This window comes from uncultured Enterococcus sp. (assembly GCF_913775425.1).
Classification (GTDB): Bacteria; Bacillota; Bacilli; order Lactobacillales; family Enterococcaceae; genus Enterococcus_G.
Window position 1 is genome coordinate 13,664 of record NZ_CAJYIS010000066.1, and the last position, 21,554, is coordinate 35,217.

At 39.0% G+C, this 21,554-nt stretch carries 18 protein-coding genes; 5 read left to right on the plus strand and 13 right to left on the minus strand.

What is annotated here, in order from left to right; genetic code table 11:
* Positions 1-71: 71 nt before the first annotated feature.
* Complete coding sequence (locus QZ413_RS07645; RefSeq protein ID WP_297078913.1) at positions 72-1,040, plus strand: biotin--[acetyl-CoA-carboxylase] ligase; 969 nt, start codon at positions 72-74, stop codon at positions 1,038-1,040.
* A 173-nt stretch (positions 1,041-1,213) separates the two neighbouring features.
* Here QZ413_RS07645 and menA read toward each other — a convergent pair whose 3' ends face one another.
* From menA to pplA, 3 genes are all read right to left on the minus strand, one after another.
* Entirely contained in the window at positions 1,214-2,170 is a 957-nt protein-coding gene (gene menA, locus QZ413_RS07650; RefSeq protein ID WP_297078915.1) for a 1,4-dihydroxy-2-naphthoate polyprenyltransferase, read from the minus strand.
* A 10-nt stretch (positions 2,171-2,180) separates the two neighbouring features.
* Positions 2,181-3,284 carry an FAD:protein FMN transferase gene (locus QZ413_RS07655; protein ID WP_297078917.1) on the minus strand — a complete coding sequence of 368 codons (1,104 nt, stop codon included), beginning with the start codon at positions 3,282-3,284 and terminating at the stop codon, positions 2,181-2,183.
* Positions 3,285-3,406: 122 nt separating this feature from the next.
* Positions 3,407-4,351 (minus strand): extracellular electron transfer flavoprotein PplA, encoded by a 945-nt coding sequence (gene pplA, locus QZ413_RS07660; RefSeq protein WP_297078919.1) that lies wholly within the window; start codon positions 4,349-4,351, stop codon positions 3,407-3,409.
* A gap of 241 nt (positions 4,352-4,592) precedes the next feature.
* On the opposite strand from pplA, the gene QZ413_RS07665 reads away from it, so the two are divergent.
* The 4 genes from QZ413_RS07665 (at position 4,593) to QZ413_RS07680 (ending at position 8,622) form a co-directional block, all read left to right on the plus strand.
* Complete coding sequence (locus tag QZ413_RS07665) at positions 4,593-6,536, plus strand: NAD(P)/FAD-dependent oxidoreductase (RefSeq protein WP_297078921.1); 1,944 nt, start codon at positions 4,593-4,595, stop codon at positions 6,534-6,536.
* Positions 6,537-6,622: 86 nt separating this feature from the next.
* Positions 6,623-7,048: a NusG domain II-containing protein gene (locus tag QZ413_RS07670; protein ID WP_297078922.1), complete on the plus strand. Its 426-nt coding sequence runs from the start codon at positions 6,623-6,625 to the stop codon at positions 7,046-7,048.
* Between the two features lie 11 nt (positions 7,049-7,059).
* Positions 7,060-7,626, plus strand: coding sequence for a Gx transporter family protein (locus QZ413_RS07675; protein ID WP_297078924.1), 567 nt, complete (start codon positions 7,060-7,062; stop codon positions 7,624-7,626).
* A 15-nt stretch (positions 7,627-7,641) separates the two neighbouring features.
* Entirely contained in the window at positions 7,642-8,622 is a 981-nt protein-coding gene (locus QZ413_RS07680) for a polyprenyl synthetase family protein (RefSeq protein ID WP_297078926.1), read from the plus strand.
* 190 nt (positions 8,623-8,812) lie between these two features.
* Here QZ413_RS07680 and gor read toward each other — a convergent pair whose 3' ends face one another.
* The 10 genes from gor to def form a co-directional block, all read right to left on the minus strand.
* On the minus strand, positions 8,813-10,162 hold the full coding sequence (gene gor / locus QZ413_RS07685; RefSeq protein WP_297078961.1) for a glutathione-disulfide reductase: 1,350 nt from the start codon (positions 10,160-10,162) through the stop codon (positions 8,813-8,815).
* 111 nt (positions 10,163-10,273) lie between these two features.
* Positions 10,274-11,515 (minus strand): U32 family peptidase, encoded by a 1,242-nt coding sequence (locus QZ413_RS07690; RefSeq protein WP_297078928.1) that lies wholly within the window; start codon positions 11,513-11,515, stop codon positions 10,274-10,276.
* Positions 11,516-11,533: 18 nt separating this feature from the next.
* Entirely contained in the window at positions 11,534-12,454 is a 921-nt protein-coding gene (locus tag QZ413_RS07695; protein ID WP_297078929.1) for a peptidase U32 family protein, read from the minus strand.
* A 186-nt stretch (positions 12,455-12,640) separates the two neighbouring features.
* Complete coding sequence (locus tag QZ413_RS07700) at positions 12,641-15,127, minus strand: ATP-dependent Clp protease ATP-binding subunit (protein ID WP_297078931.1); 2,487 nt, start codon at positions 15,125-15,127, stop codon at positions 12,641-12,643.
* Positions 15,128-15,132: 5 nt separating this feature from the next.
* Positions 15,133-15,600 (minus strand): CtsR family transcriptional regulator, encoded by a 468-nt coding sequence (locus QZ413_RS07705; protein ID WP_297078933.1) that lies wholly within the window; start codon positions 15,598-15,600, stop codon positions 15,133-15,135.
* Positions 15,601-15,846: 246 nt separating this feature from the next.
* On the minus strand, positions 15,847-18,030 hold the full coding sequence (gene pknB, locus QZ413_RS07710) for a Stk1 family PASTA domain-containing Ser/Thr kinase (RefSeq protein WP_297078936.1): 2,184 nt from the start codon (positions 18,028-18,030) through the stop codon (positions 15,847-15,849).
* Complete coding sequence (locus QZ413_RS07715) at positions 18,023-18,766, minus strand: Stp1/IreP family PP2C-type Ser/Thr phosphatase (protein WP_297078938.1); 744 nt, start codon at positions 18,764-18,766, stop codon at positions 18,023-18,025. The genes pknB and QZ413_RS07715 overlap by 8 nt, the downstream gene beginning before the upstream one ends.
* A 15-nt stretch (positions 18,767-18,781) precedes the next feature.
* Positions 18,782-20,128 carry a 16S rRNA (cytosine(967)-C(5))-methyltransferase RsmB gene (gene rsmB / locus QZ413_RS07720; RefSeq protein WP_297078940.1) on the minus strand — a complete coding sequence of 449 codons (1,347 nt, stop codon included), beginning with the start codon at positions 20,126-20,128 and terminating at the stop codon, positions 18,782-18,784.
* The gene (gene fmt / locus QZ413_RS07725) at positions 20,125-21,069 is read right to left on the minus strand and encodes a methionyl-tRNA formyltransferase (RefSeq protein ID WP_297078941.1); all 945 of its coding nucleotides are present in this window, start codon (positions 21,067-21,069) and stop codon (positions 20,125-20,127) included. Before fmt ends, rsmB begins: the two co-directional genes overlap by 4 nt.
* Entirely contained in the window at positions 21,062-21,553 is a 492-nt protein-coding gene (def, locus tag QZ413_RS07730; RefSeq protein WP_297078943.1) for a peptide deformylase, read from the minus strand. Before def ends, fmt begins: the two co-directional genes overlap by 8 nt.
* Position 21,554: the final 1 nt, after the last annotated feature.

The following is a 21,554-nucleotide window of genomic DNA, read 5'->3' on the forward strand; positions in this document are numbered from 1 at the left end:
TTTCCTACAATAGACAGCCACTCCAGACTTCTTTATACTATGAAACAACTATACAAAAAAGGATGAGTCATGTGAGTACAAAAACCAAAATCTTAGAAGTGATGAAACAAGCACCCGATACTGTCTTTTCGGGAGAAAAGCTTGCCCAGTTACTTGATCTATCACGCACTTCGATTTGGAAAGCGATTCGTGAGCTAGAAAAAGAAGGCTATCGCTTCGAACATTTAAAAACCGGCTATCTTTATAGACAGTCGGATGTTTTAGAGCCAAATGAAATGAGCTGTGAGGCATTGCCTAGTACACAAATCTACTTGAAAAAATCGACTGATTCCACGATGAACGATGCCAAAAACGGCTTACTTTCACATGTTCAAACACCAGCGCTATTTGTTTCAGAAGCTCAAGATGGTGGTCACGGACGCTTTAATCGTCCCTTCTTTTCTCCTGAAGGCCAAATTTATATGAGCCTATTGATCGAGCCGCATCAAACATTTGAAGAATTGCCTCAGTATACGTTACTTGCGGCTGTAGCTTTAGCACTGGCCATCGATGAATTGGCTGGAGTGTCTTGTGAAATCAAGTGGGTCAACGATATTTATCTAGATGGCAAAAAAATTTGTGGGATTTTATCCGAAGCTACTAGCGACATTGAAACTGGACAAATCAGCAGTGTCACAATTGGGATCGGCATCAATTTTTCGATTGATCCAGCTGATTTTCCCAAAGAAATCGCGCAAAAAGCGCGTTCAATCTTTAACAATCAAACAGCGACAACTACTCGTAATCAGTTGATCCAACTGGTTTGGAAAAACTTTTTCGAGTTACTTGATAGTCTTCCAGATCAAAGCTACATGAAAATCTATCGTCAAAAATCGCTAGTTTTAAATCGCGAAGTTTCATTTACTAAACAACAAACTCAATATACAGGTATTGCAAGAGAAATCACTGAAACGGGAGAATTAGTAGTCGATACACCGACTAAACAATTCAAGTTGTCTTCAGGTGAGATCAGTCTGACCCATATTGAAAAATATTTTTAAAGAAAAAAGAAGCTGTGACAAAATGCTGCCACAGCCTCTAAAGATCAGAATAAACGGTGTTCCAGAAGTAGCTCCTTTGAAAATAAGCCGCATCATGACCGAAATAGATGAATCTATTATCGGAATGATACGGCTTATTTCTTAGAGCTGCCCACTTCTGTCACAGCCTTTTTTTAACGTAAGATCAATGTTAGTACAAACGTTAAGGCATATGCGCTATTGAATAAAATCATATTTTTGATAGCATAGCCAAAGCTTTGTGGTTGATCAACTTGTTTTTTGTGGTTCATCAAATGCTTGTGTACAATCGGCAAGGTCAAAAAGACCAAAAGTTGTTCCCATGAAAAAACGCCAAATGGCCAACCAATCAAAATAACTAGATAACAGCTATACATCAAAAGCTGAAACAAGCGCAACGCTGGTTTTTTTTGGATATGATAGACCAATGTGTAACGTTGGTTTTCGATATCCGTTTCAAAATCGCGTAAGTTATTAGCTAACATGATATCGGCAATCGTAAACATCAACTGTAAGGCTGCCCAAATCATCGCTAAAATTTGCCAGACATTTCCATTCAATGAGAATATTCCTGTTGAAAATTGAAAAGATAAGAAAAAGACCGGGTCTGTAAACGTATTTAAATACACAACGATGGCAAAAATCCCTAGCCCCATCGTCACTCCACTGAATAGTTCTCCTAAAGGCATTCGCGATAAGGGAAGTGGTCCGAATGTATAAAAAATACCTACCAAGCACATCAATCCACCAAAAACAAACACAAACCATCCTGTCAAAATACTCAAACTAAACCCAACGATCGCTGATAATCCCATCATAAAAAAAATCAAATGGCGAATCGTAACAGGATCGAGTTGCTCTCTGCCGATGACATTTTGTTCGTATTTATAACTAGTAGACTTCGCTTTCGTATAATCCATGTAATTGTTGATTGCGGTCGTAGTCATATCAAATAGCAACATCCCAATAAAAAAGAATAACGTGTATCCAAAATGGAACTGTTTGAAATACGTACTAGCGAATAATACACCAATAATAAATGGGAAAAAACTTGCGATTTTTGTTTGGATTTCCACGACTTCTAAAAAGGTGCGTAACGTTAACGGTCGCATCTCTCTCCTCCTATTTTAGATCTGCTCGATTCCCCATCTTAAAACCAGAATCGCCGCCTAATTCAAAATTATCTTTGATCCCATCTGTAATATAGACGACACCTTCTTTAGTGACGAAGATCGCGTCAGTACCTTTTGGGGTCTGTTCTTCGATATACTTCAATCCTTCTTTGACACCTTTATCAAAAGCTACAGTCGTTAATCCATCGCCGTCGATCGATTTATCCGTGATTACCGACACACTAGCTACGTCATTATCATAAGGATAACCCGTTTTAGTATCAAAAATATGGTGGTAACGTTGACCATCTACATCCAAGTAGCGTTCATAAATTCCTGAAGTGACTACCGTCTTGTTTGATTCTTTTACTGTTCCTAAGACATTACCACGTGCCGTATTAGGATCTTGGATACCGATCGTCCAAGGCTCGTCTTCTCCTCTAGGGCTATTACCTAGCACAAAAACATTTCCACCTAAATCAACGATTGCGGTCGTAACACCATTATCTTTCAATACTTTTACGACTTCATCTGTAATATACCCTTTAGCGATCGCACCAAGATCCATGATCATTCCTTTTTCTTCTAGATAGACCGTCTTATCTTGATCATTTAATTTTACTTTGTGATAATCAACTAATTTTAGTGCTTGATCGATCTCAGATTGCGCAGGTTTGCGTGCATCATCAAAACCAATACGCCATAATTGCGTGATTGCTCCAATTACGAGATTGAATCCACCATCAGATTTCACGCTATAATCGTATGCTTGTTTGACAAGATCATAAATATCATCAGATACTTTTACTGGTTCGATCCCCGCTTTTTCATTAATTGCATCGATCTCAGAACCACTTTGATTGATTGTGATCTGATCTCCCAGTTTTTCTACACGTGCAAAAGCAGGTTTAAGCACGTCTTCTTTTCCTTCATCATAGATGCGAATCTTTACATATGTACCTAAAAGAAATTTTTCTTGCATATATGGTTCTGATCGTAACTTTCGGCTCGTTGTGCTTGTCTGGGTGCTACTTGTTGTTTGATCGTTTGTCTGACAAGCACTTAATCCGACTGTCATTAGTGCTAACCCTAAAATAAGCCAAGATTTTCTCATCGCTTTTCGTTCCTTTCTATTGTCTTGTGTTCTATTATACTAAAGCTACTTAAAAACAGAAGAAAAACTTGACGCAGTTGCCCACATCAAGTTTTTTTCATCTTACTATTTTAAAAGAAGGTCTATTTGCTTTCTACGTAGTTGTCGACTTCAATTGTTTTTGTATCACCTTTTTGAGCGGCATTGATCAATTGTTCAGCATACAATACGAATGAATGGAAACTATGTGTTGCACCAGTCACGACATCAATGTTTCCTGGATTTCCATCTTCTTTACTCATTTCAGAAACTAACTCTTCATTGAATTTTGCAATATATTCTTTTGGTCCAATTCCTGATTTAGCTTCCATTTTTTCATTGTATTCTGTGTCATCTTTCTTAGACTTGCCGTCTTTATCCAAATAGTCAAAGTTTGATTCTGTGATCTTACCATCTTTGACAACGATCGAGAAGTCTGCATGATAGCCATTGCTGTCATTTTTTTCTTTCAATGTGTACGTACCATCTTTAAGTGGTGCACCATTGTCGATTTCGATTGTATCTGTATCCCCGATACGTGCAGCTTGGATCAATTGTTGTGCATAGTTTTGGAAGTCATGGAAGCTATGTGTTGCACCAGTAACCACATCGATTGAACTTGGATCTTGTTTAGAAACTAATGCTGAATTGAATTGTTCTAAATATTCTTTTGGTCCAATTCCTGATTTAGCTGTCATTTTTTCATTGTATTCTGTGTCATCTTTTTTAGACTTACCATCTTTATCTAGGTAGTCCATATCAGATTCTGTAATTTTTCCATCTTTAACGACGATTTTAAATTCCGCATGGTAGCCATTGCTATCATTTTTTTCTTTCAATGTATACGTACCATCTTTTAAATCCATTCCTTTTGCTTCTTCAGTAGTAGAAGATGCTGTTGAAGAACTTGTAGTTGATGATGACGTCATAGAAGAGCTAGCTGTGCTGCTTGTTTTTGCATCATCTGTTTTGTCTGCGGTACAAGCACCTAATGCGATGGTAGATAGTGCTAACATCGTGAGACCTGTAACAATTTTTTTTGTTTTCATTCTTTCCCCACCCTTTAATTGGTTATTTTTTATAGTTTGTGATTACTTTAACATTATAATACGGTTACATTGTCCTGTCAATCGTTTCCAAAAATCAATATTCACAAATAAGCTTTTTCTCATATTTGTGAAAAAATTATAAAAGTTGTTAGACAAATACAAAAAAACAATTTATACTATAGAAAAATAGCAATTATACTGCATATTTTACTAATTGAATACTTAAGGAGAGAGAAAAATTATGACTAAGACGAACATCGTTGTCGTCGGTGCCGGATACGCCGGAGTAGCTGCTACTAAATTCATGGCTAAAAAATTCAAAAAAGACCCAGACGTAGCCATTACATTAATTGATCGTCATTCTTATCATACAATGATGACTGAACTTCATGAAGTTGCCGGTGGACGTGTCGAGCCCGATGCAATCCAATATGATTTACAGCGTTTATTTGCACGTAAGAAAAATGTACAATTAGTTACTGATACGGTGACCGCAATTGACAAAGAAAAAAAAGTCGTGAAAACCAAGTTAGGCAATTATCCTTTTGATTATGTAGTTTTAGGTATGGGTGGCGAACCAAATGATTTTGGCACACCGGGTGTGAAAGAAAACGGCTTTACGTTATGGTCATTTGAAAATGCCGTCAAAATTCGTGAACATATCGAAAAAACGGTAGCGAAAGCGGCTATCGAGCCTGATGCAACAGTTCGTAAAGCAATGTTAACGTTCGTTGTTTGTGGTTCTGGATTTACGGGTATCGAAATGATCGGAGAATTAATCGATTGGAAAGATCGCTTAGCTAAAGAATACAAATTAGATCCAAGTGAATTCAATCTAAAAGTGGTCGAAGCAATGCCAACGATTTTAAATATGTTAGATCGTAACGATGCAGCCAAAGCTGAACGTTACTTGAAAAAGAAAAACGTTGATCTTGTATTAAATGCACCAATCGTTGAAGTGGCAAAAGATCATATCAAACTAAAAGATGGTTCAGTGATTCCAACGCATACTTTGATTTGGACTGCTGGTGTCAAAGCAACTTCAGATGCTGCTGACTTTGGGCTAGAAGCTGCTCGAGGCAATCGCTTGATTGCAAATGAATATATGGAAGCAAAAGGTTACGAAGATAAAAATATCTATGTCATTGGTGACTTAGTCTATTATGAAGAGTTTCCAAATACACCAACACCGCAAATCGTGCAAGCAGCTGAACAAACGGGACATACTGCTGCAGCGAATATCGTTGCTTCCGTTAAAGGAAGTGAAAAACATAAATTCAAAGGGAATTATCAAGGATTTATGGTTTCGATTGGTTCTAAATGGGGTGTTGCGAACTTATTTGATAAAATCCATTTAAGTGGTTTCTTAGCAATCGTAATGAAGCATGTTGTGAACTTGAAATATTTCTTTGATATCCGCTCTGGTTATTATATGTTCCAATATCTAATGCATGAATTCTTCCATATTAAAGATGACCGCAATGTCACACGCGGACACTCTTCACGCTATGGGAATGTATTATGGTCTGTTCCTCTTCGTGTATTTTATGGATTGGTTTGGTTCATTGAAGCTTTCAAAAAAATTGTTGGTGATGGTCAATGGCTAAAACCTGGCACGTGGTTTGGTGAAGGTTCTTGGTTTACTGGAAACAGCGTGTTCCCTTGGACTTGGGATTATCAATCAGTCGCTGATGTCGCAAGTGGAGCTTCTCAAGCAGCTGAAGCAACAAGCGGGGCTAGTGGTGCCGGTGCGACAGCAACGGCCGAAACGGCAACTCAAGTGGCTCATTTTGGTTTGAGCTATGCTTATGGCGAGCAACCAATGGCTGTCATTGAAAAATCACCAGATTGGTTTATGAGTATCATGAAATTCATTATGCCAAATATGGAAGTAGCGATGTTCTTCCAAAAAATGATGGTATTCGTTGAAATCGGAATTGCACTAGCTCTAATGGCAGGTCTATTCACTTGGTTGTTCAGTGCAACTACGATTGTACTCGTTTTAACATTCTGTATGTCAGGAATGTTCTATTGGACAAATATCTGGTTCTTACCAGTAGCATTTGCTTTAATGAACGGTTCTGGTCGTGCTGTCGGATTAGATCGTTGGGTAATTCCATGGTTACAAAAAACATTAGGTAAATGGTGGTATGGAACACCAAGATCCATGTACGGACAAAAATAAACGTAAAGGCTGGGGAGGAAAAACTTCTCCAGCCTTTTTCTAAAGATATGATATGATAAACACAAAGATGAAGAAAGGAGTCCAACATGAAACTAAAAACCTTGATCAAACAAAGTCGAATGAAACCACTAGACGTTGTCATTATTTTCTTTTTGATCCTGTGCTCCTTTTTGCCTTTAGCCATTTTTGGTTACCAACAAGGTCATGCAGATAGTGCCACCAATCAAACGATTGCCGTTTTACGAGTAGATGGTAAAGAAATCAAAACCTTTGATCTATCGGATGATAAAAAAAGCTATACCTATATGTATAAAGATAAAGATGGAGATTATAACTTGATCGAAGTCGCCGATGGTAAAATTCGCGTTAAAGATACGAATTGTGGAGACTTGATTTGTGTTCGTCGTGGTTGGATCTCTAAAAAAGGTGAATCGATCGTCTGTTTACCGCACAAATTAGTGATCGACATCCAATCTTCTACAGGAGGTGACGACGGCGAATTAATTTATTGATCGCCTTGCCTATGTTCCCTTCTCGTTTACGCAAATTGATGTTTATCTCGCTTCTTGTAGCTCAAGGTGTAGTCCTGGGGATTCTTGAAAATATGATCCCTTACCCTTTTGGTTTTGCTCCAGGAGCAAAACTTGGTCTTGCTAATTTAATTACGATTATCGCTATTTTTACTATGCCAAAACGAGATAGTTTTTTACTCTTGTGGTTGAGATTATTTTTGACTACATTACTGGGAGGGACACTTTCTACCTTTTTATATAGTATGAGTGGTGCCTTATTAAGTTATTTTGGCATGCTTTTAGTCAAACAACTAGGTCCAAAACGAGTCAGTATCGTTGGTATTAGTGCCACTGGTGGCTTTATGCATAACGTCGGCCAGCTAGTCATGGCCTCTTTGATCGCTAAATCTTGGACTGTAATGCTTTATCTACCCGTTTTATCTTTTCTTGGTATCTTATCTGGGATCGCGATTGGGATCGCAGCAAATTTCTTATTACAACGTGTTGAAACATTAAAAAAATTCCGACAAGATTACGAACGGCAAACCAATACTCATTGGTTTACGGATCAAACGTAACAAAGGAGCAAGCCGATGAAACTTCATCCTTTGTGGGCAGAGTATCCCACACTTCAAACAGAACTAAAAGCTACACGTACCTTAATGGAATCTTCTATTAAGTTAACAAATAAAGAGGTCGAACAAGCAATTTTAACAATGATCGAATCAGGTGGTAAATTACTCCGTCCTGCCTATCAATTGCTTTTTGCAACATTTGGTCCCGACCAAAATCGTGATAAAGCGATTGCGATCGCAGCTTCGATCGAACTCCTTCATACTGCAACTTTGATTCATGATGATATTGTCGATGAAGCGGAAGTAAGACGGGGAACTTCAAGTATCCGAGCTCATTTTGGAAATGCGACAGCTGTCTATGCCGGTGATTACTTATTTGTTTCCTGTTTTAAGCTAATGTCCGCTTACGCTTCTTCTTTAAAAAGTCTTCAACTACATTCAAATAGTATGGAAAAAATTTTAAATGGTGAACTTGGTCAAATGGATCATCGTTACCATTACACCATTACGGTGGAAGAATATTTAGAGACTATCTCAGGAAAAACAGCAGAATTATTCGCCCTCAGTTGTGGTATTGGCGCAATCGAAAGTGGTACGAGTGAACGCTTTGCCAAAAAAGCTAGTGATATCGGAATGGCCATTGGAATGGCATTTCAAATTATCGATGACAGCTTAGATTATTCCCAAAAAGAACAAGTTCTTGGAAAACCCGTTTTAAATGATGTGAAACAAGGTGTATATTCTTTACCGTTGATTATTAGTTTGAATCAAGCACCCGAACGCCTCTTGCCGCTTTTAATGAAACAAAATGCGATGACCATAGAAGATCAACAACAAATTTGGGAGATCGTCCAAGAACAAAATGGTGTAAAACAAGCCTATAGCTATGCCGAACAATACACTAAAAAGGCATTGAAATTAATTGCTAGTTTGCCTGAAACACCTGCTAAAACACAGCTCACCACGTTAACGAAAACCATTTTGAATCGTCATAATTAAAACTGAGACTGCGACAGAAGTGAACGGCTCTAAGAAATAAGCCGCATCATTCCGATAATGAATTTATCTATTTCGGTCATGATGCGGCTTATTTTTTTCCAAGGAGCTACTTCTGGAATGCCGTGTATACGATTTTTAAAGGGGGATGACAGCTTTCTGTCATCCCCTTATTTTTTTCATATAACAAAACTTAGCGCATAGTAACAAATTCTTCAGCACCTGTTGGATGGATTGCTACTGTGTTGTCAAAGTCAGCTTTTGTAGCTCCCATTTTGATCGCTACTGCAAACCCTTGTAACATTTCATCTACTCCGCGTCCGATGGCATGTAGTCCAATAATTTTTTCTTCTTTACCTAAGCAGACTAATTTCATCTCACAAGGTTGACGATAGTCACCTAGTGCAAAATACATCGGTGTAAATTTAGAATGATAGATTTTGATTGCATCTTGACCATATCTTGAGATAGCATCGGCTTCTGAAAAACCGATCGTCGCAATTGTTGGATGGGTAAAGACGACAGTTGGAATAAATTCATACTCTAAGTGCATCAAAGTTTGATCATTGAATAAACGTTCAGATAAACGTCGACCGGCAGCGATGGCTACTGGTGTTAATTCTACAGCTCCCGTTACATCGCCTACTGAATAAATCGTTTCGGCTTTTGTTGCTTGAAACTTATCAACTTCGATATGTCCTTTTTTACTTAATGTCACATCTGTATGTTCCAAACCTAAGTGCGCCGTATTCGGATTACGTCCACCGGCAAAAAGTACTGTTTGTGCATGTACTTCTTTACCATTTTCAAAAGTCGTGATATATCCATCGCTAACTTTTTCGATTTTTTCAGGTACATGATACGCACGGGTATCGATCCCCATTCCTTGATAGATCTCGATCAATTGTGTGGATAACATTTCATCAAAACTACGCAAAGGTCGTTCTTTACGATAAGCCCAAGTTACTTGGCTCCCTAGACCATGTAATACACCGGCTAGTTCTGCCGCAATATAACCGCCACCGATCACTAAAACAGATTGCGGTAATTCTTCTAGAGCAAAAAAACCATTGGAGTCAATCGCAAATTCGCCGCCTGGGATATCTAATTTACTAGCATGTCCACCTGTCGCAATCAGGATATGTTTACCTTCATAGATTTGATTATCCACAGAAATATGTGAGTTATCCACAAACTGTGCATAACCTTTTAATAAAGTCACTTTATTTTGATCTAAACCGCGTTGATAAGATCCATGGATTCGTTCGATATAGGCCTCACGATTTTTGACTAACGTTTTAAAATCAAATGAGTCTACTTTTGCTTCGATACCATAATCGATTGCATCACGTTTGATTGTTTCTAAAATATCACTTGCTTGCCACATAACTTTTTTTGGTACACAACCAACATTGACACACGTTCCACCTAATTCATTAGGTTCAACTAATAATACTTTAGCACCATGCATCGCAGCACGATTTGCTGAAGCGATACCGCCACTTCCGCCTCCGATAACAATATAATCATATACTTGACTCATTTGGCCACTTCCTTCATCTTCTTTGTGACTAACGCTATCATGTTCTATTTTTTCCGTCAAGCAAGCCTACTCCAAATAAAAAATCTCCCTTAGATCAGGAGATTTTTCAACTTATTTTTTTTTGCGGATCATATCGCCGACATTTACTGGTTCATTTACTTCCATAGTTAAGATCATCATCGGATTAGGTGCCCGATCGATCATTTCGCCTTCTTCATTTTTCATAGCGACCACTGTTTGTTCAAAATGGTGGAAGTTTGGACCATAAAATTCGATTTCATCGCCGACCTCAAATAGATTGCGTTGTCGAATCGTTGCAATCTTGGTTTCTTCATCATAGGCTAAAACTTCACCGATAAATTTATATTGTGGAATTTTACGACGTTCACCAAATAATTGTTCTTCATCAGACGGTACTTGATAATAAAAACCTGTAGCAAGTTCACGTTGGGCCACTTTCCATAATTCATCGATCCACTCTTGTTTACACACATAATGCTCAGGATCCGCCATATAACTATCAACTGCTGCTTTATACACGTTTGCGACTGTCGACACGTAATGGATCGATTTCATTCGGCCTTCGATCTTGAAACTATCGACCCCATTTTGAATCAAATCTGGAATATGCTCGATCATCGACATATCAACTGCACTCATCGAAAACTCTTCTGCGACCGCCCCGTTTTTTGTAAAACTTCGACGTTCCGTCCCAAAAGGTAGATCATACAATTCGTATTTCCAACGACAAGATTGCGAACACCCCCCACGATTAGCATCGCGCATCGACATATGATTAGATAACGTACAACGTCCAGAATAAGAAATACACATCGCGCCATGAATAAAGGCTTCGATCTCGACATCTGTTTGCTTACGGATCTTAGCAACTTCAGCCATCGACACTTCACGCGCCAAAACGATTCGCTCTAAACCTTCTTCTTTCCAAAATTCTAAGGTTTCTGCATTAGTGGCTGAAGCCTGTGTGGATAAATGAATAGGTAATCCTGGTGCTTCAGTTGCGCAAATCTCGATCAAGGCTGGATCGGAAACGATAACAGCTGAGATCCCGATATCTCTTAGTTGACGGAAAAAATCGCCCGCGCCTTCTTGATTGCCTTCATGTGTGACCATATTGGCTGCGACATAAACTTTTGCATTGTGTGCTTTCGCAAAAGCGACACCTTCTTGCATTTGTTCATAGGTAAAGTTCCCTGCGCGACTACGAAGGCCATACGCATTACCGCCAATGTAGACCGCATCCGCTCCGTAGTGAATCGCTGTTTTTAATTTTTCTAATGTTCCAGCAGGTGCTAGAATTTCTGGACGTTTAAGTGGTGTGTTGACTTGCATGGTCAAACTCCCCTTTCCTTATTTGATTGCGTCTGGTTCTAAATGGAAAAAACCTTGATCTAGTGTCCGCTCTTTAGGATGGTGTGCACGAATGATTTGTTCTAACATCTGTGCTTCTTCTTCAGCGAATTCACCTTGTTCGATTTGTTTACGTGCCTGATCATATGCTTTCACGATTTCTACAAACGCTTCACCTGGTGTATAAATCCCATCTAGTTTCCAAGTATCATAACTTGCTTGAGCTAAATCACGTAATTCGCCCGTTAGAGCGATATCATGATTGGCAAAAATATGTGTACCATGTTGATCTTCAAAAATCGAATAATGTGTTTCTGGTTTTTTGGGTTCGGATAAAAAAAGGCCCTGCTGTCTGTCGATTCCTTCATCTTGTTTCGTAAAGCGATAGTAATTTTGTAATAAAGGACGTTTTGATTGATGGATACAAGTAGCACCATACACTAAGACTTCTACTGGAATCTTAAGGGTAGTAGCCATCGTCTGCATTTCTTTAAAGGGCACTTCACGTGCTAAAACAGCTGCTTTTGCACCTTTACGACCCCAAAAATTGATTTGACGTGCGCTTGTAACCATGGTTTCACCATCATAGACAAATGGTAATGTCAATGCTGGTTGTTTTCGCATCAGATAAATGATTCCCGGATCTCCTAATGTGATTTGATCGGCCTTTTGTTCGACCAAAAATGTTAGGTATTCAGGGATTTGTGCCATTTTTTCAGGATGCATGATCCCATTTACAGCAATAAGCACTTGTTTTTCTTGTACATGTGCCATCTCAATCAATTGCTTTTGTTCATCACGTGTAAATGAATTCGGCAAACGTAGTCCGTACGTTTCTTCCCCAAAATAAATACAGTCGACGTATGGCAAAATAGCGTGTGCTTGTGCCAACGATTCAACTGTAGCAATAAGTTTGATCATGAAGCATCCTCCTTTTCAACAAATTCATATTATCACAAACTATCGTAAAAAAAAAGCTGATTAGAAAAAAATAATTTCTATATCGCTTTATTTAAAGACTTTCCAGCTATACAGCCTTCGCTATCGATTTGTGATTTTTATATAAAAAAATGAGATGTGACAACTCTCTGCCACATCCCATTTTTACTATGCTTCTTGTAATGCTTGTTTTTCTTTTGTTTTTTGATTACGAACACTTAATGTGATTTTCCCTTGTTTGGCACCAATCGTCACATGATCAGATAATTTGATTTGACTAGAGAGCAACGCTTCACTCAAACGATCTTCTACTTCTTTTTGCAATGCCCGACGAATTGGTCTAGCACCATATTCTGGGTCAAAACCAGCTTTTCCAATCACTTCATAAGCAGCCGGCGTAATTTTCAGCTGTACACCTTGTTGCGCTAGACGTGCGATTACTGGTTGACTCATGATTTTCACGATATCTTGAATTTCATCTTTCGTTAATGAACGGAAGACTACCGTTTCATCGATACGATTTAAAAATTCAGGTCGGTAAGCAATTTTTAGTTCTTGCATGATTCGTTTTTGCATCGCTTCGTGATTTTTAGTGGCATCGACAACATTAAATCCGACATTTTTTTCTTCGCGTAATTGTGTTGCGCCGATATTTGAGGTCATGATCAAAATCGTATTTCTAAAGTCGACTTTACGTCCTTTAGAGTCTGTTAAATGACCATCATCCAACACTTGCAATAAAATATTGAATACATCTGGATGGGCTTTTTCGATTTCATCTAATAAAATCACTGAGTACGGTTTTGTTCGTACTTTTTCCGTCAATTGTCCACCTTCATCATATCCTACATATCCTGGAGGTGAACCAATCAAACGAGAGGTACTATATTTTTCCATGTATTCTGACATATCGACACGAATCATGGCTTCTTCGCTACCAAAAACAGCAGCTGCCAGTGCTTTAGCTAACTCAGTCTTCCCAACACCAGTAGGTCCTAAGAACATGAACGAACCGATTGGACGATTTGGATCTTTCAGTCCGCTACGAGCACGACGGATAGAGCGTGAAACAGCTGTCACTGCTTCATCTTGACCAATTACTCGTTGATGCAAGACTTTTTCTAATTCCAACAAGCGTTCGCTTTCTTTTTTCTCCAATTGTTTTAGCGGAATACCTGTCCATTGTGAAACCACATCGGCAACATCTTCTTCCGTCACTTTTTCAGCTTTTTGAGTCGCTTCTTGTGCTTCTTTCAATGTCCATTCTGCTAGTTCTTGACTCAATCGTTTTTCTTCTTTACGAATAGAGGCTGCAAAATCAAAGTCTTGATCACGAACTGCTTGTTCTTTTTGCTCCATCAGTTCTACCAATTTGGCTTGCAAAACAGCAGTTTTAGAAGCCTCTTTAGCTTCATCTAGTCGAACTTTTGCTGCACTTTCATCCATCAAATCGATTGCTTTATCGGGTAATTGACGTGAATTCAAATAGCGAACAGATAAATCAACTGCTGCTTGTAACGCCTCATCAGTGATTGTTACACCATGGTGATCTTCATAGCGTGGACGCAATCCTTTTAAAATCTCCACAGCTTCTTTAGCACTAGGCTCGTCAACTTGTACCCGAGCAAAGCGTCGTTCTAAGGCAGCATCTTTTTCGATATATTTTTGGTATTCATCAAGCGTTGTGGCACCGATAGTTTGTAGTTCCCCACGAGCTAGTGCCGGTTTTAAAATATTCGAAGCATCGATTGCGCCTTCTGCTCCGCCAGCGCCGATCAACGTGTGCAATTCATCGATAAATAAAATCACTTGACCATCTTGATAGATCTCATCAATAATTTTTTTCATGCGATCTTCAAATTCACCACGATATTTCGTGCCAGCGACTAATGCACCCATATCTAACATCATCAAACGTTTATGCTGCATATCTTGCGGCACTTCTCCGTTGATGATTTTTTGAGCTAATCCTTCAGCGATCGCCGTTTTCCCTACACCAGGTTCACCGACTAACACCGGATTATTTTTCGTACGACGACTTAGTATCTGGATCAAACGTTTGACTTCAGTTTGACGTCCTACGACTGGATCTAATTTTTGCTCACGTGCTAATTTTGTTAAGTCACGTGCTAAAGTATCTAACGTAGGTGTCCCTTCAGTGGCTTGTGTATTCCGTTGACGACGACGATTATTGCTCGTTTTGCTACTTTCAGAAACACCCATTTTTTTCTTCAATAATTGGCGCATTTTTGCCAAACTGAATCCTAAATTTAAGACAATACGAGAAGCTAAAATCTCTTCGTCACGCAGTAATCCTAATAATAAATGTTCGGTACCGATTTGGGTGGAACCTAAGCGTTTTGCTTCATCTCCAGCATAGGCAAAAATTTGTCTGGCACGTGGAGAATAGGGTAAAAATCCATTCTCAGGATACATTTTCATCAAGCCATAACCCGTCAAATGCTCGATTTCTTCGCGAATATCTTGTTCGGTCACATTCATTTCGCGTAAAACTTTTCCCGCAATACCATCTTGTTCAATAATCAGTGCTAAAAGTAAATGCTCTGAACCAACGGATTGATGTTTAAAATATTTTGCTTCTTCTTGTGCGATTTCTAGCACGATACGTGCTTTTGGTGTGAATAATTCATCCATCACATTCACTTCCTATCTTCATAACTTAGACGCTCCAATACTGCCATCAGCATGGAGGCGCGTAGTTGATTTTCTGTTTCGACTGACCCTAATGCTTGCTTAGACAATGTGGATAATAACAAATTACCTTCGCGTTTGGTTAAGATCTTTTCTTCATATAATTTTTGTAAAATTGCTTGTGCATCTTTTTCAGAAACTTCATCTCCGATTAATTTAGCAACATGTTCTAGAAACTGATGATAAGTGGCCAGTTGTACTTTCTCAATACGAATATATCCACCACCGCCACGCTTACTTTCAACGATATAGCCTCGATGGACGGTAAAGCGAGTGTTGATGACATAGTTGATTTGAGAAGGAACACAATTGAATAATGTTGCCATTTCGGCACGTTTGATTTCAATCATTTCACTAGTCTCTAAAATCTGTTTAATATATGCTTCAATCAAATCAGATGTGTTTTTTTGAGCCATCCTCCGTTCCTCCCTTGACTAATACTGACCTTAATTATAACGAATTTTTTTTACAAAGAAAAGGAGAAGGCCTTTTGTGAAACTTTCCCTTAAAAGTTCTTTAGGTTTCTCTTACTATACTTCAAAGTGTTTGATTAGACAAATAATTACAAAAAGAGAGTGCGACAGATTTCTGTCACACTCCCTAAAAACCACATAAACGCTATTTTAGAAGTAACTTATTGCTTATAGCTACACCTATTTTCTTTAATTTGGAATCGTAATCGGACCATCTGAAGCTTGAGAAACTTCTTTTGATACTACTTCTTTCCCATCACGAGTAATCGTGATTTTAGCTTTTTGACCTTCTTTAACAGTGATCGTTAATGAACGATTATACGTTGGATTCTCTTTGGTAAGAACGTATTGATCGATTTGGCGGCCACTTGTTGCATTCGCATCTGATACTGATACCGTGATTGTTTGACTTGCTTCGCCTTTAGTATCGAATTGTCCTTTGACGTCGATTGTAAAAGTTTTGTCAGCTGGTTCTTTGCCTTTTGAAATCACTAAAGCAACTTGGCTGCCTTTTGCGACTTCGCCAGTTGGCGTCATACTAATTACTTTTCCTTCAGCTACCGTATCATCATACTCCTCAGTCGAAGTACTTGTTAATCCAGCATCTTTTAATGCTTTTTCCGCATCTGACTTGGTTTTGCCCGTCACGTCAGGTACCGTAATTGTTTCCACACCTTTACTTAAGACATACGTGACACTAGTATCGCCTGGTAAAACATCTTCACCATAAGCTGGTGTTTGTGAAATGATCGTACCTTTTGGCTGATCGCTAAAGACTTCATCAGACATCGTCAAGCTATTTGCAGATAAACCATTTGCTGCCATTCTTTGGTAGGCTTGCGTTTCAGTCAGACCAGTCAAATCCGGCATCATCACTGGTTCAGGCCCCTTACTGATCACAAATTCCACTTGCGTTTCATCCGCTACCACTTCTTCATCTGCATCTGGTGTTTGCGAAATGATCTTACCTTTTTCTACATCGGAACTATATTCTTCAGTAGTCGTAATATTTTTCTTTTTAAATCCAGCATTAAGTAGCGTTTGTTTGGCATCGTCTAATGTTTTATTTTCATAATCTAACATCTTCACAGTAGCTTTTCCTGTTGAGATATATAGTGTAATCGGCGTTGTTTTTTTCACTTCAACACCAATTTCTGGATCCGTTTTAACGACTTGTCCAGCTTCGATCGTTTCACTAGCGATTTCTTTACTAGAATTTGAAACAGTCAGACCAGCTTGTGTCAATTTATTGATAGCTGCTGTCTCGTCTAGTTTTGCTACATCAGGAATTGCGATCGATTGATTGGTTCCCGCTACGACCCAATAGACCCCACCGATCAAACATAAGATCAATACAATAATGGGAATACTTAACCACCAACGTTTTTTCTTCGTAGGTTTGTTGGGTTGTTCTTCTACTTTGTGTTCTGGTTCTGATTGGACCGCAACTTGCTCCACTTCAGGACGAATAGGCGCTACAGGTTCTAACTCTTTAGTTTCTACTAGTGGCCCTTCAGGAAGCGGTGTCCATTTGGCTTCGTTTGCTCGTGCAGGAGATAATGCGGTATTTAAATCATTTTGCATCTCTTGTGTTGTTTTATAACGATCTTCTGGATTTTTAGCAGTCGCTTTTAACACGACATTTTCCAATGCCTGTGGGATCGCACCATCAAATTGGTGAACAGAAGGCATTTCATCTTGAAAATGTTTTAAAGCGATCGTGACCGCTGACTCGCCGTCAAATGGAACACTTCCAGTCAACATCTCAAATAAAATGATTCCCATCGCATAGATATCTGATTGGCTAGTGGCCATCGAACCTCGCGCTTGTTCAGGTGATAAATAATGCACCGATCCTAACATCGAGTTGGTTTGGGTAATTGACGTTTCGGATAAGGCAATCGCGATCCCAAAATCTGTGATCTTCACAACGCCTTCTTCATTGATCAAAATATTTTGCGGCTTTAAGTCACGATGAATAATACGATGTTCATGCGCTAAAGTGACCGCAGATAAAATTTGATCCATAATGTCGACGACTTTTTCATAGGCAATTGGTGATTGGGTTTGAATATAACGTTTCAGATCCATCCCTTTTACAAATTCCATGACAAGGTATTGTTGATTATTTTCCTCTCCAACATCATAGACCGATACGATATTTGGATGAACCAATTCAGTAGCTGCTAGTGCTTCTCGTTGGAAGCGACGAATGGCATTTTGATCATTTTGAAAGTCAAAACGTAAGACCTTGACTGCCACTTCACGATCCAAAATCAAATCTTTCGCTAAAAAGACATTTGCCATACCACCACTACCGATATTGCCAATAATCTGGTAGCGATCATCGAAGGTTTTGCCAATATCAAACATGTGCTTCACCTCCATAATGAATCAAAATTGCTGTAATATTATCAAGGCCTCCTCGAAAGTTTGCGCCTTCAACTAAGGTTTCAACACGCTCTTTCATAGTTGGATAATCTTCAATAATTTGTTTGATTTCAGCATCTGATAGCATATTTGTTAAGCCATCAGAACATAATAGTAAATAGTCATGTGCACGTAAAAAGTGACTTGTTACGTCCACATCGACTAATCCAGGCATTCCAATCGAACGTGTTAAAATATTTTTACGTGGATGATTGATCGCCATCTCTGGAGTGATTTCTCCAGTTTTAACTAATTCATTAACTAAAGAATGGTCTTCAGTCAATTGGATCAGCTCGCGTTCGCGCAAGAGATACATTCGACTGTCTCCCACATGTGCGAGTGCGAATTGATCGCCAATCACACAAACAGCTACGATCGTAGTTCCCATTCCACTTAATTCTGGTTGTGATTTACCTAGTTCGTGGATCATTTTATTTTCTTGTTGGATAACTTTGATCAGCCAACGTGTTGCTAGTTCGCAATCTGCGATATCAGTGGCTTCCCAACTTTTGCCGATGTCTTCAACAGTTTGACGACTGGCAACATCGCCTGCTTGATGGCCTCCCATCCCGTCTGCTAATAGCGCTAGCAAATACCCTTTTTGATTTAGGAAGGTCTGGGCATAATCTTGATTGCTATTTCGTTTTTGACCGACGTCACTTAAAAAAGAAACTTCCATATCTCCTTCACCTCGTTATTTTTTTCTTAAACAGCTGATAAAAAAGCCATCTGTGTGGAATGTATGTGGATAGATCGTTAATAAATCTTCTTGAATTTCAGATTGTACATAGTGATTGACTTTAGGTGTTATTTTTTCAAACTCTGGATGTTTGGCCAAAAAGGTATCGACTACTTCTTTGTTTTCTTGATCTAAAATCGTACAAGTACTATAAACTAAAATACCGTCTTTTTTTAGAGTTGGCGCAACACTTTCTAAAATCGCAAGCTGGATGTTTGGCAAGTTCGCAAAATCCTGTTCTTTTTTGCTAAATTTAATGTCTGGCTTACGACGGATCAATCCTAGACCTGAACAAGGCGCATCGACTAAGATTCGATCAAACGTTTCTGCTTCAAAACGTTCACTAGCCTCTCTAGCATCCATCTTCTCAGCCCAAACAACATCTTCAACATGAAGTCTAGCTGCATTTTCTTCGATTAGTTTTACTTTATGGGCATGAATATCTAATGCGGTTACTCGGCCACCTTTTTCTTGATCTAAGAACGTTGCGATATGAGTGGTTTTCCCTCCCGGTGCGGCACAGGCATCTAATACTTGGTGCTCTGCTTCAATCTGCATCACAGGAGCTACAAGCATCGAGCTTTCATCTTGGATCGTCATTTTTCCTGATTTAAACAAGTTGCTTTTGGCTAAAAATCCTTTTTCAGCAACAACACCATATTTTGAGAGATAGCTTTCACGAACTTCTAATCCTTCATCGTGTAGGAAATCGATGGCTTTTTTCCGTGAAATTTGACGCGTATCGATCCGAGCACTTACATGACTCGGGCGCATCAAAGATTCACCAAGTAAACTTGTTTGTTCATAACCGATTTGTGCTACTAAACGATCTACTAACCACATCGGTAAACTAAATTCGATCGATAAGCGCATATTCCCACTCAACGTATCTAAAGTGGGTGCACCTTGACGTTGAAATGTTCGCAGTACGCCATTTACAAATTTACCGATACCAGGATTACCCCGATGTTTAGCGATTTCTACTGCTTCATTAAAAATCGCATGCGTTGGAACTTTATCTAAAAATTCCAATTGATAAATCGACAACCGTAAAAGTTGTTGTACCCATGGATGGACCTTTTTTGCTTTTTTTAAAAAAGGTGCTAGATAAAAATCTAAGCGTAACTGATTACTAATGGTTCCGTAGACTAATTCCGTAAGTAAACGCGCGTCTTTTTCGTTCAGTTGATTGCGTTCAATTTCTTCTTTAATCAGTAAATTAGAATAAGCGCCACCTTTTTCGACACGTTCAATCAATGAAAGTGCGACAAAACGGACTGTTTTTTCAATCGATTGTTTCATGCATTCCCTACCTTATCTGTTTGTTGAATATGTTGACCAGCACCATTTAAAAATGCTTTTATCGGCTGTACACTTTTACCTGCTGGTTGTAACTCTTCGATTGCTAGGATTGTTTGTTTTCCACAGGCAATCCATAATTCTTGCTTCGTACGCTTGATAATCGTCCCTGGTTTTTGATCAGTCGTTTCTGACACGACACGTACTTTGCGAATCTTCCAGCGAACATCTTGGTACGTCGTAAAAGCGATCGGCCAAGGAAACATACCACGAACTTGACAATCGATCTGTTCAGCGGTTTTCTCCCAGTCGATTGCTTCTTGTTCTCTAGTGATATTCGGTGAAAATGTCACTTGAGTCTCGTCTTGTGGTGTTGGGATTTTACCATCGATGATTGCTGGTAAACTTTCAAGTAGTAACTCACGACCTATAACACTCAATTTATCGAACATGATTCCCACATTATCTTCTTTAGTGATTGGGATCGCTTTTTGTGCATAGATTCCACCGGCGTCCATTTTTTTGATCATTTCCATGATCGTCACACCCGTTTTTTCTTCTCCATCCATAATTGCGTAATGGACAGGAGCACCACCGCGATATTTAGGCAATAAGGAAGCATGCACATTAATAGCTGCGATTTTAGGAATCGACAGTACACTTTGGGGTAGAAACTGACCAAAAGCAGCTGTCACGATCAAGTCTGGTGCAAATTCTTCGATCATCGCTACTTCAGGTGAACCGGAAATTTTTTCTGGTTGCAATACTGGAATATTCAATGCTACAGCAGCTTCTTTAACTGGAGTTGCTTGAATAATTTTTTTTCGCCCAACTGGACGGTCTGGTTGTGTCACTACCGCTACGACCTCATATCCCGATTCTACCAATCCTTGTAAAATCGGAACTGAGAACGCGGGTGTTCCCATAAATACAATTTTAGTCATCTGCATGCTCCTCATAATAAGATTCTAAATCTTCTTCAGCGATTCGTTCGATCACTTTATCTGTAAATAAGATACCATGTAAGTGATCGATTTCGTGTTGGATCGCTCTAGCCAAATAGCCAAAAGCTGTCACTTCGATTTCATCGCCATCACGATCAAAATAACGAACAGTGATTTCTTCAGCTCGTTCTACTGTACCAAAAACATGCGGCATACTTAAGCAACCTTCGATATCGATATCTTTACCTTTACGATCAACGATTCGTGGGTTGATCAATTCAAAGCGATCATTTTCTTCTACTTCAACTACAGCAACTTGGATATTTTTGCCGATTTGTGGTGCAGCAATGCCGACACCATCGTGGGCAACCATTGTTTCATACATATCTTCTAATAATACGACCAATTCATCTGTAATTTGGTCGATCGGCTCACAAGGCTTTCTTAACTGTTCATCTGGATGGATCAAAATAGGATAGCGCATA